This is a genomic window from Kitasatospora sp. NPDC057904 (assembly GCF_042887925.1).
GTDB lineage: Bacteria > Actinomycetota > Actinomycetes > Streptomycetales > Streptomycetaceae > Kitasatospora.
Genome location: NZ_JBHVOL010000001.1, coordinates 372,560 through 386,427 on the forward strand (window position 1 = coordinate 372,560; position 13,868 = coordinate 386,427).

At 74.3% G+C, this 13,868-nt stretch carries 18 protein-coding genes; 9 read left to right on the top strand and 9 right to left on the bottom strand.

The window, feature by feature from the left end; translation table 11 throughout:
* Positions 1-8 precede the first annotated feature (8 nt).
* Positions 9-500, top strand: a complete 492-nt coding sequence (locus ACFVSN_RS01810) for a flavodoxin family protein (protein WP_387592623.1) — start codon at positions 9-11, stop codon at positions 498-500.
* Here the strand turns inward: ACFVSN_RS01810 and ACFVSN_RS01815 are convergent.
* Complete coding sequence (locus ACFVSN_RS01815; RefSeq protein ID WP_387592621.1) at positions 470-1,213, bottom strand: DUF4241 domain-containing protein; 744 nt, start codon at positions 1,211-1,213, stop codon at positions 470-472. The genes ACFVSN_RS01810 and ACFVSN_RS01815 overlap by 31 nt on opposite strands.
* A gap of 93 nt (positions 1,214-1,306) precedes the next feature.
* Between ACFVSN_RS01815 and ACFVSN_RS01820 the strand changes: the two genes are divergently transcribed.
* Positions 1,307-2,422 (top strand): ABC transporter substrate-binding protein, encoded by a 1,116-nt coding sequence (locus ACFVSN_RS01820; protein WP_387592618.1) that lies wholly within the window; start codon positions 1,307-1,309, stop codon positions 2,420-2,422.
* Positions 2,423-2,587: 165 nt separating this feature from the next.
* Here the strand turns inward: ACFVSN_RS01820 and ACFVSN_RS01825 are convergent, their stop codons facing one another.
* Positions 2,588-3,184, bottom strand: a complete 597-nt coding sequence (locus ACFVSN_RS01825; RefSeq protein ID WP_387592615.1) for an HD domain-containing protein — start codon at positions 3,182-3,184, stop codon at positions 2,588-2,590.
* A 21-nt stretch (positions 3,185-3,205) separates the two neighbouring features.
* On the bottom strand, positions 3,206-4,612 hold the full coding sequence (locus ACFVSN_RS01830) for an MFS transporter (RefSeq protein WP_387592612.1): 1,407 nt from the start codon (positions 4,610-4,612) through the stop codon (positions 3,206-3,208).
* Positions 4,613-4,719: 107 nt separating this feature from the next.
* On the opposite strand from ACFVSN_RS01830, the gene ACFVSN_RS01835 reads away from it, so the two are divergent.
* On the top strand, positions 4,720-5,304 hold the full coding sequence (locus tag ACFVSN_RS01835) for a helix-turn-helix domain-containing protein (RefSeq protein ID WP_387592609.1): 585 nt from the start codon (positions 4,720-4,722) through the stop codon (positions 5,302-5,304).
* 16 nt (positions 5,305-5,320) lie between these two features.
* Here ACFVSN_RS01835 and ACFVSN_RS01840 read toward each other — a convergent pair whose 3' ends face one another.
* Together ACFVSN_RS01840 and ACFVSN_RS01845 are read right to left on the bottom strand one after the other, a co-directional pair.
* Entirely contained in the window at positions 5,321-6,676 is a 1,356-nt protein-coding gene (locus ACFVSN_RS01840) for an NB-ARC domain-containing protein (protein ID WP_387592606.1), read from the bottom strand.
* Between the two features lie 179 nt (positions 6,677-6,855).
* Entirely contained in the window at positions 6,856-7,455 is a 600-nt protein-coding gene (locus tag ACFVSN_RS01845) for a TetR/AcrR family transcriptional regulator (RefSeq protein ID WP_387592604.1), read from the bottom strand.
* Between the two features lie 134 nt (positions 7,456-7,589).
* On the opposite strand from ACFVSN_RS01845, the gene ACFVSN_RS01850 reads away from it, so the two are divergent.
* Entirely contained in the window at positions 7,590-7,736 is a 147-nt protein-coding gene (locus ACFVSN_RS01850) for a hypothetical protein (protein ID WP_380435357.1), read from the top strand.
* On the opposite strand, the gene ACFVSN_RS01855 is transcribed toward ACFVSN_RS01850, so the two are convergent.
* Both ACFVSN_RS01855 and ACFVSN_RS01860 read right to left on the bottom strand, forming a co-directional pair.
* Positions 7,723-8,592 (bottom strand): phosphotransferase, encoded by an 870-nt coding sequence (locus ACFVSN_RS01855; RefSeq protein WP_387592710.1) that lies wholly within the window; start codon positions 8,590-8,592, stop codon positions 7,723-7,725. The genes ACFVSN_RS01850 and ACFVSN_RS01855 overlap by 14 nt on opposite strands.
* 128 nt (positions 8,593-8,720) lie before the next feature.
* On the bottom strand, positions 8,721-9,011 hold the full coding sequence (locus ACFVSN_RS01860; protein WP_387953585.1) for a hypothetical protein: 291 nt from the start codon (positions 9,009-9,011) through the stop codon (positions 8,721-8,723).
* A 58-nt stretch (positions 9,012-9,069) separates the two neighbouring features.
* On the opposite strand from ACFVSN_RS01860, the gene ACFVSN_RS01865 reads away from it, so the two are divergent.
* Positions 9,070-9,411 carry a hypothetical protein gene (locus ACFVSN_RS01865; RefSeq protein WP_387592601.1) on the top strand — a complete coding sequence of 114 codons (342 nt, stop codon included), beginning with the start codon at positions 9,070-9,072 and terminating at the stop codon, positions 9,409-9,411.
* A 19-nt stretch (positions 9,412-9,430) separates the two neighbouring features.
* Here the strand turns inward: ACFVSN_RS01865 and ACFVSN_RS01870 are convergent, their stop codons facing one another.
* Complete coding sequence (locus ACFVSN_RS01870) at positions 9,431-9,628, bottom strand: hypothetical protein (protein ID WP_387592598.1); 198 nt, start codon at positions 9,626-9,628, stop codon at positions 9,431-9,433.
* A gap of 211 nt (positions 9,629-9,839) precedes the next feature.
* Here ACFVSN_RS01870 and ACFVSN_RS01875 point away from each other — a divergent pair, with 211 nt between their 5' ends.
* The 4 genes from ACFVSN_RS01875 (at position 9,840) to ACFVSN_RS01890 (ending at position 12,758) form a co-directional block, all read left to right on the top strand.
* Positions 9,840-10,730 (top strand): SDR family NAD(P)-dependent oxidoreductase, encoded by an 891-nt coding sequence (locus ACFVSN_RS01875; protein ID WP_387592595.1) that lies wholly within the window; start codon positions 9,840-9,842, stop codon positions 10,728-10,730.
* A 44-nt stretch (positions 10,731-10,774) separates the two neighbouring features.
* Entirely contained in the window at positions 10,775-11,395 is a 621-nt protein-coding gene (locus ACFVSN_RS01880; RefSeq protein WP_387592592.1) for a TetR/AcrR family transcriptional regulator, read from the top strand.
* Positions 11,396-11,530: 135 nt separating this feature from the next.
* Positions 11,531-11,998, top strand: a complete 468-nt coding sequence (locus ACFVSN_RS01885) for a GreA/GreB family elongation factor (RefSeq protein WP_380435352.1) — start codon at positions 11,531-11,533, stop codon at positions 11,996-11,998.
* Between the two features lie 34 nt (positions 11,999-12,032).
* Entirely contained in the window at positions 12,033-12,758 is a 726-nt protein-coding gene (locus ACFVSN_RS01890; protein WP_387592589.1) for a class I SAM-dependent methyltransferase, read from the top strand.
* Positions 12,759-12,794: 36 nt separating this feature from the next.
* Here the strand turns inward: ACFVSN_RS01890 and ACFVSN_RS01895 are convergent, their stop codons facing one another.
* Positions 12,795-13,670: an SGNH/GDSL hydrolase family protein gene (locus ACFVSN_RS01895; protein ID WP_387592586.1), complete on the bottom strand. Its 876-nt coding sequence runs from the start codon at positions 13,668-13,670 to the stop codon at positions 12,795-12,797.
* Between the last annotated feature and the right edge of the window lie 198 nt (positions 13,671-13,868).

Here is a 13,868-nt window from a genome sequence, read left to right on the forward strand (position 1 = left end):
AATCACCAATGAGGGCCATCATCGTGTGCACGTCCGTGTCCCACGGGAACACCCAGCGGGTCGCCGACGTCATGGGGCAGGTTCTGGCGGCCCCGGTCGTCGCGCCCGAGGACGTGGCGGCGGCCGACCTCTCCGCCTACGACCTCGTGGGCTTCGGGTCGGGGATCTTCTCGGGGCGGTACCACCCGCGGCTGCGCCGGCTCGTCGAGGCGCTGCCCGGGGGCGGGCGGTCGCAGGCGTTCGTGTTCGCCACCAGTGGGCTTCCCGAGCCGGGGTTCGGGCCCTTCACCCGGCCCCTCGTGCGGCGGCTCGCACGGAAGGGATTCGCGGTGTCCGACACCTTCTCGTGCCGCGGCTTCGACACCTGGCTCCCCTTCAAGCTCGTCGGCGGCATCAGCAAGGCCCGCCCCGACGCGGGCGACCTCGCCGCCGCGCACGCCTTCGCCGAAGGCCTGCGCGCCCGGTCCGCTCAGAACGGGGGTTTCCGGGAGAACAGGTGATACCCGGAGGCCACCGCGACCGAGACGACGGCACCGGACTCCGCACGCCCCAGCCACACCACGTCGTCTCCTTCGGCACTGAAGGTCACGAGGTCGGCCCCGCGTTCCTCGTCCTTCACGAGCTCGAAGGCACCGCCGAAGAGGTTCTCCGTCCGCCGGGGCTGCCGGACGCCGGGCCGGGCGTCCCGCCAGAACTCCAGGAACGGAGCCGTCAGCGCCGGCCAGGCCACGGCGTCGCCGAAGCTGCCCGTGTTCGTCTCGGTCCGGAAGCCGGTCCGCCGGCCCCCGGGGCGGATCCGCTCGATGTCGTCGCCGACTCCGAGCGCCATCTCCCAACGGGCCACGGGCGCTTCGGCGACCAGGAGGCGGACGGCGGCGACCTGCCGACCGTCGTGGCGCTCGCCCATGAAGTCGTACGGCGCCTCCGTCCAGGCCGCTTCCACCCGGTGGGTGCCGGGCGGGATCCGCTCCGCGAGCTCCCGGCCTGGCCGGGCGCGCAGGTCGGACTCGTCCTCGTCCGGCCACGGCGCGTCGACGACGAGGCGGCCGCTGGGTATGCGGATCGTGGTCACCTCCCGTACCTCGACGACGCGGACGGGCGTCGACGGGTCGTCGTAACGCGCGCCGAGCGTGACCCCTGGTGTGAAGGCCGTGTCCAGGTACCAGCTCTCCTCGGGCCCGGCCGCCACCCGGGCGTCTGCTGCAAGATCCATGCCGTGCACGCTATTCGATCGCACCGACACTCCCCACCGGCCGGGCGGGAAGATCGCTTGCGCGGCCACGGCGCCACGGGGAGACTCCGACGCATGACTACGCCGCCATCGTCACCCACGCCTCTGCACACTGACGGGTCGTCGTCCATCCGCATCGGCGCCCTCGCCCCGCTGACGAGGCCCGGCTGGGTCGAGGCGGGCCGGCACCTGATCGCCGGGCTGGAACTGGCCGTTCGCGAAGTCAATGACGCCGGCGGGATCGACGGCCGGCCGCTCGAACTGCTGGTCCGGGACACCGCCGCCGATCCGCAGCGAGCGGAGGCGGCGGTGGACGAGCTGGCGGGTCTGGGTGTGGTGGCGCTGGCCGGGGAGTACCACAGCGTCGTCGCCCGCGCCGCCGCCACCAGGGCCGACGCCCTCGGGCTGCCGTTCCTCTGCTCGTCGGCCGTCCTCGACGCGCTCACCGAGGAGCCGACGGAACGGGTCGCCCGGATCTGCCCGGCGCAGTCCCACAGTTGGCGGGTCTACGCGGACTTCCTCCTCGGCGCGGGCCACCGCCGGATCGCCGTGGCGATCCAGCCGAGTGTGTACTGGGCGTCCGGGACCCGCATCCTGCGGGAGTACCTCGCTCCGCGCGGCGGCACCGTCATCGAGCTCGACATGGGCGAGCTGTCCCCCGACGTCGTGTGCGACCGACTCGCCCACGACGGCGCGACGGCGCTCCTCCTGCTGACCGGCGCCCCGGAGCCGGCCGTGTCGGTGGTCAAGGCCGTGCGGTGCGACCAGCGCCTCGCCGAGGTCCTCATCGGTGCTCCGGCGGGGCAGCCGGAGTTCGCCGAGTGGGCGGCGCTGCTGGGCGACGACGGCGCGGCCGTCCCGTTCCCGCGCTACCTGCCGGAGCGTCTCGGCCCGATCGGCGCAAGGGTCGAGACGGCCCTGCGTGAACAACTCGGCCAGGAGCCGTCCTTCGTCGCGTTCGAGGGCCACGACACGATCACCGTCCTCGCCGACGTCCTGCGGTCGCACGGCACAGATCCGACGCGCGTCACCGAAGCCTGGCCGAGCGTCGACGTCGAGGGCACCCGCGGGCGGATCCGCTTCTCCCGCACCCCGGGCGTCGGCGTCCGGCAGTGGGCCTGGCCCCCGGTCCAGGTCGTCGACCGGGACCCGGCGGACGCCGGGCGCTTCCGGGTCCTCCACTCCGGCTGAAGGGGCGCCGCCCGCACGGTGGCTACCAGCCGGCCGGGAAAAGTAGCCATGGACATAGTGGCCATCGCCCCACGGACACGGCCCACGGGGTGATGGCCGCGGGCCGCGTCCTCGCCCTGGTCCTCCGGCGCGCCGACGCCGAACTCGCGGCGCTGACCGCCTGAGCTACCCCGGGGTGTCCAGGTACGCGAACTCGCGGGCCCAGGCGGCGTACCACGCGTGGAACCACGGGTGCGTCCGGGCCAGCGGGACGATGGTGGTCAGCGTCTCCCGGTAGTACGCGCGGCGCTTCTCCGGGCGCGGGTGGGTGTCCAGGCGCTGCACGTTGCTCAGGCGGTCGGCGAGCTTCACCACCAGCGCGTCCTCGGGCGCGTGCCGCAGCCGGTCCAGGTACGCCGCCCGGGCCTCCGCCTTCGACCGACCCCCGGCCGGCTCGTCCTTCGTCACCCACCCGACCAGTTCCGCGACCCGCGGCCCGAACCGCTCGCGCACCTCGGCCGCCGTGCACCCGGTGTCCTCGACGACGTCGTGCAGGACCGCCGCCCGCAGCACGTCCACGTCGGTCACTCCGGCGCCCTCGACCAGGACACGCACGGCCTCCAACAGGTGCTCCAGGTACGGCTCCCCGGCCGGGCGGCGCTGCGCGCCGTGCCACCGCACCGCGAACTCGACCGCCTCGTCCAGTTCGGCGAGCCCGGCCGCCAGCTCCCGGACCTCGGGCCATCCGCCCGCCGCCTCGAACGTCCGCAACGCCGTGCCCATCACGTCCCCCTCGCCTCGCGCTCAGCTTCCGAGGATCCTACGACGCTCCTCGGAGCGCGGTGCCCTGGCCGTGAGGAGCAGCAGGAGTCCGCAGCCGGCCACCAGGATCCAGCCCGGACGTGAGGCGTGCGCGAGCTCCGCCGGGCCGGCGTGCGCCACGAGGGCGCCGGCGAGCGCGATGCCGAGCGCGGAGCCGACCTGGCGTGCGGTGGACGTGATCGCGCCGGCCACCCCGGCCCGCGCGGGCGGCAGTCCGCCGACCGCCGTGTTGGTGATCGGCGCGTTGGCGAAGCCGAAGCCGACGCCGATGAGCAGGTAGGCGCCCAGCAGCAGGGCCACGCTCGTGTTCCGGTCGAGCCCGACCAGGCAGAGGCCGCCGGCCAGGATGAAGGCGCCGGCCACGGCCAGCGGGAGCCACGGTCCGCGCCGGCCGACCAGTCGGCCGGACCAGGGCGCGCACACCGTCGCGCCGATCGCCATCGGCAGGGTCGCGGCCCCGGCGGCCAGGGGCGAGAAGCCCCGGGCGTGCTGCAGATACAGGGTGTTGAGCAGCAGGGTGACGTTCAGGGCGACGAAGACGGCCACCGCGCCCAGCACGGCACCACTGAACACCGGACTGCGGAAGAGCCGCAGATCCATCAGCGGTTCGGCTCGACGGGACTCGACCCGCACGAAGGCGGCCGTCGCGCCGGCCGCCAGCGCGTAGGCCGCCAGCGCGGCCGGTGAGGTCCAGCCGATGCGCGGGCCCTCGATCAGGACGCCGACGCCGGCCGCGATGACGACGGCCAGCAGCGCCTGCCCCGGGAGGTCGAGCCGCCGCGCCCGCGCTCCCCGGGACTCGGGCACGAACACCGCGCTGAGCACGAGGGCGATCAGCACGACCGGGGCATTGATCCAGAACAGCGACCGCCAGCCCAGCCCGGCCAGGAGCGCGCCGCCGGTGACCGGGCCCACGGCCGTGCTCAGCCCGAAGACCGACGCCCAGACGCCGATCGCCCGTGCCCGCTCGCGCGGGTCCGGCATCGCGTTCACCACGATCGCGAGCGCCACCGGGCTGAGCATCGAGGCGCCGACGCCCTGCACGGCGCGGGCGGCCACCAGCCAGCCCACCGAAGGCGCCGCCGCGCAGGCCAGCGAGGCCGCGCCGAACACCGCCAGCCCGGTCCGGAACACCCGTCGGCGTCCGAAGCGGTCCGCCAGCGCGCCGGAGGAGATCAGCAGGCCGGCCAGGACGACCGTGTAGGCGTCCACCGTCCACTCCAGGCTGCGGACGCCGACCCCCAGGCCGCGTCCGATGGCGGGCAGGCCCACGTTGACGACGGTGGTGTCCAGGCCCACCAGGAACATGCTCAGGCAGCAGACCGCCAGCACCGTCCAGCGGTTGCGCGCGCCCAGGACGGGCTCGGGGTGGGTGATCGTCGCGGTCATGGTCCGCCTCTCGGGTCCGGGAGTACCAACCCGGTCAGGCTCGGCCAGGCCGACCGCCACCGACCAGCCTTTTTGCGAAGACCGCAAAAGAGTGGAGACTGGACGGCGTGGACGAAGAGTTGGAGCAGATCCTCGACGCCATCGGGCCGCGGCTGCGCACGCTGCGCCGCGACAGGGGCCTCACGCTGGAGGCGCTCGCCGCCGCGACCGGGCTCTCGGTGAGCACGCTGTCCCGCCTCGAATCGGGTCTGCGGCGCCCGACCCTGGACCTGCTCATCCCCCTCGCACGCGCGCACCGCGTCCCGCTCGACCAGCTCGTGGCCGCACCGGCCACCGGCGACCCCCGGGTGCACCTCACACCGCTGCGCAAGGACGACGGCAGCGTCCTCGTGCCGCTGACCCAGTACCCGGGCCGGGTCCAGGTGTTCAAGCACGTCCTCGCGCCCCGCGAGCCGAAGCTCGTCACCCACGAGGGCTACGAGTGGCTGTACGTCCTCGCGGGCGAGCTGCGCCTCGTCCTCGGCGACCGCGAACACACGCTCCGGCCGGGCGAGGTGGCCGAGTTCGACACCGCGGAACCGCATTGGTTCGGTCCGACGGGGGCCGGCGCCGTGGAGATCCTGCACCTGTTCGGACCGCGCGGCGACCAGGCCGTCGTCCGCACGAGCCCTCGGCGACCGACGTCTCCCTGACGGGACGGCAACGGGGTCAGACGGCGACCGCGACCGTGCTGTAGTGATGCACGAACACGCGCTCCACGGCACGGCGGACGCAGCTGGCCGGTTCGTCGATGCCGATCCGCTCCCGGGCGTACGCGTGGACCAGGTTGGGCAGGTGGTAGCCCGCCGCACTCTCCTCGACCAGATGGGAGCGGACGAGGGCCGTGAGGAGTGCCCGCGTCTCGGTGTCGGGGCGGCCGGCGAGGACGGCGGCGGTCCGCGCGGTGAACGGGCGCCGCGGGTGCAGGGCCAGGAGCCTGAGCAGGCGGCGTGATTCGCCGGGCAGCTTGGCGTCGGTGGCGGCGAGGGCGGCTCGCACGCCGCCTTCGAGGGCCAGGGCGGTGAGGGGCTCGGGCGAGTAGTCGGCGAGTTCCCAGTCGGGGTGCTCGCGCAGGTGACGGCCGATGACGGACAGCGCCAGGGGGTGATGGCCGAGGAGTTCCGCCATCCGCCCGGCCGTCTGCTCGTCCTCCTCGATCCGGCTCGATCCCGCGGTCGCGCGCAGGACCGCCAGCGCCTCCTTCGGTTCCAGCGCCGGGACGGACATGCGCCGCACACCGTCCAGTTCGGCCCGGCGGGTGCGGGACGTGACGAGGGTGGTACCCGTCGGCCCGGCAGGCAGGAGGGGCCGCACCTGGTCCGCGTCGGCGGCGTCGTCCAGGACCACCAACGGCGCCGACGCGCCGAGCAGTTGGCGGTAGAGGCGGACGCGGGCGTCCAGGCCGTGCGGAATCCGCTCGCCCGCGACGCCGAGGATCCGGAGGAAGGATTCGAGGACCGCCCGGGGATCGGCGGGCGGCGCGCCGCCGACGGCGGATCCCCTCAGGTCGGCGAAGAGCACCGGACGGGCCGTCCGGGTGCGGCGGGCAAGGTCGACGGCGAGGCTGGTTTTGCCGATGCCGGCCTGCCCTTCCAGGACGAGCGCACCGTCGTCGAGCACGTGTGACGCCCGCTCCACGAGTCCCTCCCGGACGACGTGCCCGGCGGGCAGGTCCGGAAGGCGGCCCGCCGCGGCGACCCGGCCGGCCGCCTCGGCCTCACCGAGGACCGTGCGCAGGGCCTGCCGCCAGGCGGAGACCGCGGCGGCGTCGCCGTCGACCAGGGCGTGCACGACGGCGAGCAGCAGGTCCGCGTTGGGACGGCGGCGGCCGAACCGGAAGCAGTTGCCGACGGTCGACCGCGCCGGCCACTCGCCGCAGGGCCGGCCGGCCCGCTGCCAGGCGAGATGCACGCGCCGGGTGATCTGTGTGATGGACGGGTTCCCGGCCCGGGCCTTCAACTTCCTGAGCTCCGCGACGAAGTCGTCCATCGTGCGGACCTCGCCCGGCTCCCATTCCCGCAGCACCGACGCCCTCCCCCGCTGACACCCGCCGAACCGATCCAGGAACGTACGTTCCAAGTTAGCGGCGGCCGGTGTCGCCCTGTCAAGCCGCCCCTGTCGGAGCGTGCAGGCAACTGCGCTTTTCGGAAGGGGACATGAGTAGGCATCAAGGACCGCGTCGGCACGTTCACCCGCCGGACGTGCTACCCCCCGGCACGGCTCCCGAGCGTCGTGAGCGTCGCGGCCACCGTCGCCCCGAGCGACTCCGCGTCCGCGCCGGCCCGGGACCGCAGGTTCACCCCGTACGCGAGCAGCACCAGCAGATCCGCGGAGGCCGCCGGATCGACGCCCGGTGCGAGCTCGCCCGCCTCCCGCGCGTCCAGCAGCGCCCCGTACAGCGCCTCCCTTAGCTGCCCGTGGTGCCGGTCCAGGATCTCCCGGACGTCCGGGTCGCCATTCTCCGTCCCGGCGTGCGCGTTCACGACCATGCAGCCCCGCCGGGCGTGCTCGCCCGAACACCGCGTGGCGATCAGCCGGGTGAAGTAGTCGGCGACCGCCGCCAGCCCGCGCCCGTCCTCGGCCAGCCGGTCGATCATCGGCAGGGAGCGCCGCTCCCGGTAGCGCCGCAGGGCCGCCAGGTAGAGCTCGCGCTTGCCCCCGAACGTGGCGTACAGGCTCGACCGGCTGAGCCCGGTCGCGGTCACGATGTCCTGGATCCCGGTCGCGGCCAGGCCCCGCTCCCAGAACAGCCGCTCGACGGTCGCCAGCGCCGCGTCCGGATCGAAGTGCTTGATGTCCGGCACGTCGCCACCTCGCTCACCTGGAATGCGGGTTCCAAGATAACCGCCACCGGCATCCGCGCGAAGGGCCCATGCTCCCGCATCCAGGATCGTCCACGATCGCCTACGGCCCGGTCCGCCGAACCCATCCTGAGCGCATGCAGCGAATCCCCTCCCTCTGGCCGGCCGCCTACGGCACCGGCCGTTCGCCCCTGCGGCGCCTGCCCGCGAGGCTCCTCGTCCGCGCCGCCGCGTTCATCCGCCGACTGGCGCTGGCCGACCACCGGCCGTTCACCACTCTGTGAGCGTCCGCACCAGGTTGTGCTCGGCGATCGCCGCCATGGCCTCACGCGCGGGGAAGTCCCCGTCGAGCAGGCGCAACGGCCCGGCCGTCAGGGAGAGGCGCTGCGCCAAGGCGTAAAGGGCCAGCCGGTCCTCGTCCAGCCCCGGTGCCGCCAGCGGGCCGTAGGCGTCGTGCAGGCGGATCCGCAGGAAGACGTGCTCCCACTCGACGTCGAAGTACACCGCGCCCTCGATGTCGATCAGCACGGGCTGCCCGGCCGCGTCCACCAGCACGTGGTCGGGCCCCAGTTCACCGTGCACGACCGCGTACTCCGCACGGGGGCGCACCGCCGCCGCCAGGCTCAGCAAGCGCTCGTCCAGCCGGCCGGCGGCCCCCGCGATCCGGGGATCCCGCGACGCCGCCTCGGCGAGGTCCCGCCGCGCCCGCTCCAGCACGACGGCCTCGCACGACGTCCCGCGCGACGTCCCTCCGCCGTCGACGACGGCCACCTTGCCGTACTCGGCCGCGCGGTGACGTCCCATCTCCTCCAGCGCCTCCCCGAGCCGGGCCATGACCGGTGCGGCGGCGCGCGGGTCGCGCGCGAGCAGCGCCTCCAGGCTCTCGCCGCCGAGGTCCTCGACGATCGCCAGGTCGGCCGGGGAGTGAACGCGGTCGCGGTCGACGAACCGGACGGCCGGCAGGCGGACGCCGAGACCGTCCAGCCGCGCGTGCGCCGCCTCGAACAGGCCGAGCCCCAGGCCGGGCGAGAACGGGTCGGTGAGGTCGTCGTCGCCCTCGGCGGCGGGCCAGCAGTTCTCGTCGGCCTCCCACACGTAGGCGATCGCCGTCGAATCGTCGTCCATGAACAGGCGGTACACGCCCTTCTTGCTGCCGCCCGCGACCCGCTCGACCGCCGCCAACCGCCGCCCGCCGCCCAGCGCGGCCCGCGCCGCACCGGCCAACCGCTCGCGCGCCCCTGCCTTGGGTGTCACGTCGCCTCTCCCGGTCAGTCGCCGAGGAACCACAGGTACAGGTGCGTCCCCCGCTCGACGACCCGGCACAGCTCACGGGCCTGGTCCACCCAGTCGCCGCCGCAGACAGCGGGCAACCGGTCGAACTCCGCCAGCAGCAACGGCACCTGCCGCTGGTTGAACACCGCGTCCCCGTAGGGGGTCAGGGCCCAGAGCATGGGGAATTCGGCCGGGTCCAGTTCCGCGAAGGCGGGGGTCCACTCCACGCCGCCCGCCGCCCGCGCCACGGCCTTGCGGCTATCGCCAAGCACCGCCATATTGATCATTCGCCGACCATAGCGACGCCGGTCCACGGCGGGCGAAGGGTTTTCCGGAGGAGGAACGTTGACGGAGCCGGGTGCCGGGGCCGGCCTTCCGGCTGCCCTGGTGGAGCTGTGGCGCGTGGCCGACGGCCTCATGACGGACAGCGGGGTGACCGTGTACTCGGCCGGGTGCATCGGCGAGCGCAACGCCACGTACGAAGTCGCCCGGTACGCGCCGGGGTTCGTCCTGATCGGCGACGACAGCGGCGGCCGCGGCTTCCTCGTGCGCGCCGGCGATCCGGCCTCCGCCGTGTTCTCGTCGGACCTCGGCGATCTCGGTCCCGAGGACTTCGAGGTCGAGTCCCCGGACTTCACGTCCTGGATCGAGTCGCTCCGCCCGGACGGGTCCGGCCCTTCCCGCTGACGGCCCTTCCCGCGGACCGTCATTCCTCCTCGCTCCGGTTGCGCATCCGGTAGCGCCAGAGGGCGTCCGGCCTGTGATCGTGCTCGACGTACGGGCCGGGGCCGACGCGTTCGTACGCCTCCTCCGTGCGCGGGTGGTCGCGGACGGCGAGGCCGTAGGCGGCCTCCAGGCGCAGGTCCCGGTCCTCCTCGTCCAGCAGTGCGGGGAGGGCGTCCATGACGGCGGGTGCACAGTCCTCGGATCCGGCGAGGGACGCGGCGGCGCGGTTGCGGACGACGACGTAGTCGGCCCTGCGGCGGCAGCCCGATTTCCCGCCGGTTGCGCACTGAAGCCGACAAGCGGATAGGCAATCCACTTGTGCTACCGTCGGGCCCACGAAACGGATGGACTATCCACATGACTATCCGAACGGCTCGCGGAGGGGCACCATGAGGAAGACGGCGGTCGTCACGGCCGGAACGGGCGGGATCGGCCTGGAGACGGCACTCGGCCTGGCCTCGGCCGGCTACGCGGTCACCGTGGTCGGGCGCAGCGCCGACCGCGGGGTCCGGGCGGTCGAGCGGATCGACGCGACGGGCCCGGAGCACCCCGCCCGCTTCATCGCCGCCGACCTCGCCTCGCTCGCCCAGGTGCGGGCGCTCGCCGAGCGGATCGCCGCCGAGCACGCCGCCTCGGGCGAGCCGCTCACCGTACTGGTCAACAACATCGGGGCGATGTTCCCCGAACGCCGCCTCCTGGACGGCGTCGAGGCGTCCTTCGTCGTCAACCACCTCTCGCCGTACCTGCTGACGGAGCTCCTCCTGCCCACGCTCACGGCCGGCGCGCCGAGCCGGATCGTCAACGTGACGTCGGCCGCGGTCGGGGTCGCCAAGCGCACGTTCGAGGCCGCCGAACCGCCGGGCGGGTACTACGGGTTCCACTGGTACGGCCGGGCCAAGCTCGCCAACCTCGCGTACACGCTCGACCTGGCCGCGCGGCTGGACGGCACGGGCGTGTCCGTCCTCGCCGCCGACCCCGGGGGCGCGGCGACGGACATGACGGACGGCACGCTCACCGATCCGCGGATCGTCTCGCCCGCGCTCCGGCTGCTCTGGCCGCTGGTGCGGCGGAAGTTCGAGCGCTCGACGTCCGGGCCCGCGTCCGCCGCCGCGCGACCGTCGATCGTCGCCGCCACGGCTGAAGGACCGGCCGGCCGGACCGGGGTCGTCATCGGTGCCGGCGGCCGTCCGGTGACAGCCTTCCGCGCCGCGACCGACCCGCGCGTCGCGGCCGCCGTGCGCCGGCTCAGTGAGCTGCACGCCCCGCTCGAGCAGCCCTGACCACCCGGGGCGTTCCGGATCACCCATCCGGTTAGGATGGCCGGATGCCGACCCCGCGCCCAACTCCGACGACGCCGCCGCCGCTGCTGCGCAAGGACGCCGCCCGCAACTGGGAGCAGATCGTCGCCGTCGCCCGCGGCCTCGTCGACCGGGGCGAGCCGCTCCACCTCAACGACATCGCGCGCAGGGCCGGGCTCGGCGTCGGCACCGTCTACCGGCACTTCGCCACCCCCGAGGCGCTGCTGGAGACCGTCGCCGCGCCGTGCTTGGAGGGCCTGGTCGCCCACGGCGAGCAGGCCCTTGCGGCTGCGGACACGGATGCGGACGCCTGGTCGGCACTGGAAGGCTTCCTGTACCGCACCGTCGAGGCCCAGGTCACCGATGCCTCCCTCACCCCGGTCACCGCCGCCGCCACGGACGCCCTGCCGCGCACGACCGAGCTCAAGGCGGCGCTGTTCGCGGCCGGCACCGCGCTCCTGCACCGCGCCCACGAGGCCGGGGTCGTCCGCCGCGACGTGACCGCCGCCGACCTCGTTCCGCTCATGTGCGGCGTCGCCCACGCGGTCGACGTCCACCACGCGACCGCCCCCGCCTCCCCACGCTCCAACCGCCTCGGCACCGCCCACCGTTACCTCGCCGCGCTCCTCGGCGGCCTGCACGCGTAACCACAGCGCCACCCACACCGCGCGGCGGAACGCAAGCGGAGTTGCCCCCGTCGGTGCCCGATGAGCTAATGGAAGCGTGCGCGTACGTCCCGTCCCGTCCGACCAGCACCCACCCAGCACCCACGGGAGCACGTCATGACCGACGGACCCGAGCCCATCAGCGCCGACGCCCTCCGCGCCCTCCACCGCGAACTCACCGAGCTGCGCGTCACCCGGGACGCCGTCGCCGGGACCCTCCGCGAGGGCGAGCCGACCGGGGACCGCGCCGACGAGGCCGACGAACTGCAGCGGGCCGACGACGTCACCCGCATCGACCGCCGGATCGCCGAGATCGAGGCCCGCATCCGCGAGGCCGCCGTGGCCGGCCCGCCGTCCACCGACGCCGTCGGGGTCGGCAGCACGGTGACCGTGCGGTTCTCGGACGGCGAGGAGGCGACCTTCCACCTCGGCGAACTGGCCGAGGACCTGGACGAGGCCCTGATCACCGCCGACAGCCCGCTCGGCCGCGCCCTCCTCGGCTGCCACGCCGGCGAGACCGTCACCTACGACACCCCCGACGGCACGACCCGCACGAAGCTCCTCTCCCTCGGCCCCCGCGCCTGAACGCCCCGCCGTCCGCAACGGAAGGTTCCCCTGCATGAGCGTCACGACCCGGTACCGGAACGCCTGGGAGGGCTTCTGGCAGGAGGCACCCGACGAGCCGGGCGGCGTCATCTGGGACGCGGACGCCTCCCGCACGGCCGCCCGCCACGTCGCACTGTTCGAACCGCACGTCGAGGACCGGCAGTTGCCGGTCCTCGACCTCGGCTGCGGCAACGGCACCCAGACCCGCTACCTCGCCGGGCACTTCCCTCGCGCCCTCGGGCTCGACCTCTCCCCCGCCGCCGTCGGCCTCGCCCGGCGCCAGGACCCGGACGGGCGCGCCGAGTACGCCCAGCTGGACGCGACGGACGGCGCTGCGGTCCAGGACCTGCACGAGCGCCTCGGCGATGCCAACGTCTACGTGCGCGGCGTGATCCACCAGAGCGAGCCGGCCGACCGCCGACCGGTCGCCGAGGCCGTCGCGACGCTGGCCGGGCGGCGCGGCCGGGCCTTCGTCGTCGAGCTGTCCGAGGCGGCGAAGCCCGTCCTCATGGGCCTCGCCCAGCGCCCGGAGGGGCCGCCGCCGAAGTTGCGGCCCGTCTTCGCGCACGGGCTCGCGCCCGCCGAGGTCGCCGACGGGACCTTCGCCGAACTCTTCCGCGCCGCCGGGCTCGCCGTCCTCGCATCCGGGGAGATGCCGCTGTCCCTCACGGAGTCCGCCGCGGACGGCAGCCCGATCGAGCTGCCGGCGCGGTGGCTGGTGGTGGGCGCTCACTCGTAGGCGCCCGGCGGTAAAGGCGCCCGGCGGTAGAGGCGCTCAGCCCAGGTGGAGGGCGGCCATCGCCTGGTCCGCCATCTTCGACTCGCCCAGTGGGTTGGGGTGGACGAGCGCGAGGCTCGTGCTGAAGAACAGCGGCTCGATCCACCGCGTGCCGACCGGCGCGCAGGCGTCGTGGCCGTTCGACACGGCGCTCATGTCGACGTAGGTGGCCCCGGTCGCGGCGGCCGCCTTCTTGACGGCCTGGTTCAGGTGGGTCTGGAGGTCGCGCAGGTACGGGACGTCGCCCGAGGCGAGCGGCATCTTCGGGTAGCAGGACGGGTCCGCCGTGGCCGGGACGATCCAGGGGTAGCCGAGGATCGCGACGCGCGCGTGCGGCGCCTTGTTCTTCACGGCGCGCAGCGCGGCCTCGACGGCCGGGCCCGTCTTGGTGTCGATCGTCCGGTTGAAGCTGTCGCCGTACGCGTCCTTGCACGGGCTGCCGAAGCCGGCGGTGAGCACGCCGAGGCTGCCGCAGGCGAGGATCGAGCTGATGAAGGTGCTGTTGTCGTTGCCGCCGATCGTCAGCGTGACGACGTCGGTGTTCGCGCCGACGGCGGCGAGCTGGGGCGCGACGCCCGGGTACTGGCCCCCGGCGAAGTCCTTCGTCTGGGCGCCGCCGCAGCTGACGTCCGTGAGGCGGGCGCCGGTGCGCGCGGCGATGAGGTGCGCGTAGTTCCTCGTCGAACGGGCGCACAGCAGCGGGGCGGTGGGGTCGAGCGGGAAGTTGCCGGAGGCGGCGCTGTAACTGTCGCCGAGGGCTATGTAGCTCACCGGGCCCTCGGCGGCCGCCGGACTGGCCGCGACGAGGGCGAACCCTGCGGCGGCGGCAACGGCGACGGCGGACACGCGGGACGCGGCAGCACGGAGCGGCATGGGGGTGCTCCTTCGGTGGGGGGTGTCGTGCCGCACCCCGGGGGGTGGCGTGGGGACGGCACGAACTGCGGCTCGCTCAACTCCCCCGGTGGGACGGGGTTTCGTTGGCATGTCCTCGAAGTTACCGACGGGTTAGACGGGGCGTCAATAAGAAGGACGCACCCCTTTCGTCCCGTCGCCCCCGCCCGGTGTTCCCCT

Coding starts and splice junctions, on each gene's coding strand:
- ACFVSN_RS01810 (WP_387592623.1), top strand. CDS start 9: ATGAGGGCCATCATCGTGTGCACGTCCGTGTCCCACGGGAACACCCAG.
- ACFVSN_RS01815 (WP_387592621.1), bottom strand. CDS start 1,213: ATGGATCTTGCAGCAGACGCCCGGGTGGCGGCCGGGCCCGAGGAGAGC.
- ACFVSN_RS01820 (WP_387592618.1), top strand. CDS start 1,307: ATGACTACGCCGCCATCGTCACCCACGCCTCTGCACACTGACGGGTCG.
- ACFVSN_RS01825 (WP_387592615.1), bottom strand. CDS start 3,184: ATGGGCACGGCGTTGCGGACGTTCGAGGCGGCGGGCGGATGGCCCGAG.
- ACFVSN_RS01830 (WP_387592612.1), bottom strand. CDS start 4,612: ATGACCGCGACGATCACCCACCCCGAGCCCGTCCTGGGCGCGCGCAAC.
- ACFVSN_RS01850 (WP_380435357.1), top strand. CDS start 7,590: ATGCAGCGAATCCCCTCCCTCTGGCCGGCCGCCTACGGCACCGGCCGT.
- ACFVSN_RS01860 (WP_387953585.1), bottom strand. CDS start 9,011: ATGATCAATATGGCGGTGCTTGGCGATAGCCGCAAGGCCGTGGCGCGG.
- ACFVSN_RS01870 (WP_387592598.1), bottom strand. CDS start 9,628: ATGGACGCCCTCCCCGCACTGCTGGACGAGGAGGACCGGGACCTGCGC.
- ACFVSN_RS01875 (WP_387592595.1), top strand. CDS start 9,840: ATGAGGAAGACGGCGGTCGTCACGGCCGGAACGGGCGGGATCGGCCTG.
- ACFVSN_RS01880 (WP_387592592.1), top strand. CDS start 10,775: ATGCCGACCCCGCGCCCAACTCCGACGACGCCGCCGCCGCTGCTGCGC.
- ACFVSN_RS01885 (WP_380435352.1), top strand. CDS start 11,531: ATGACCGACGGACCCGAGCCCATCAGCGCCGACGCCCTCCGCGCCCTC.
- ACFVSN_RS01890 (WP_387592589.1), top strand. CDS start 12,033: ATGAGCGTCACGACCCGGTACCGGAACGCCTGGGAGGGCTTCTGGCAG.
- ACFVSN_RS01895 (WP_387592586.1), bottom strand. CDS start 13,670: ATGCCGCTCCGTGCTGCCGCGTCCCGCGTGTCCGCCGTCGCCGTTGCC.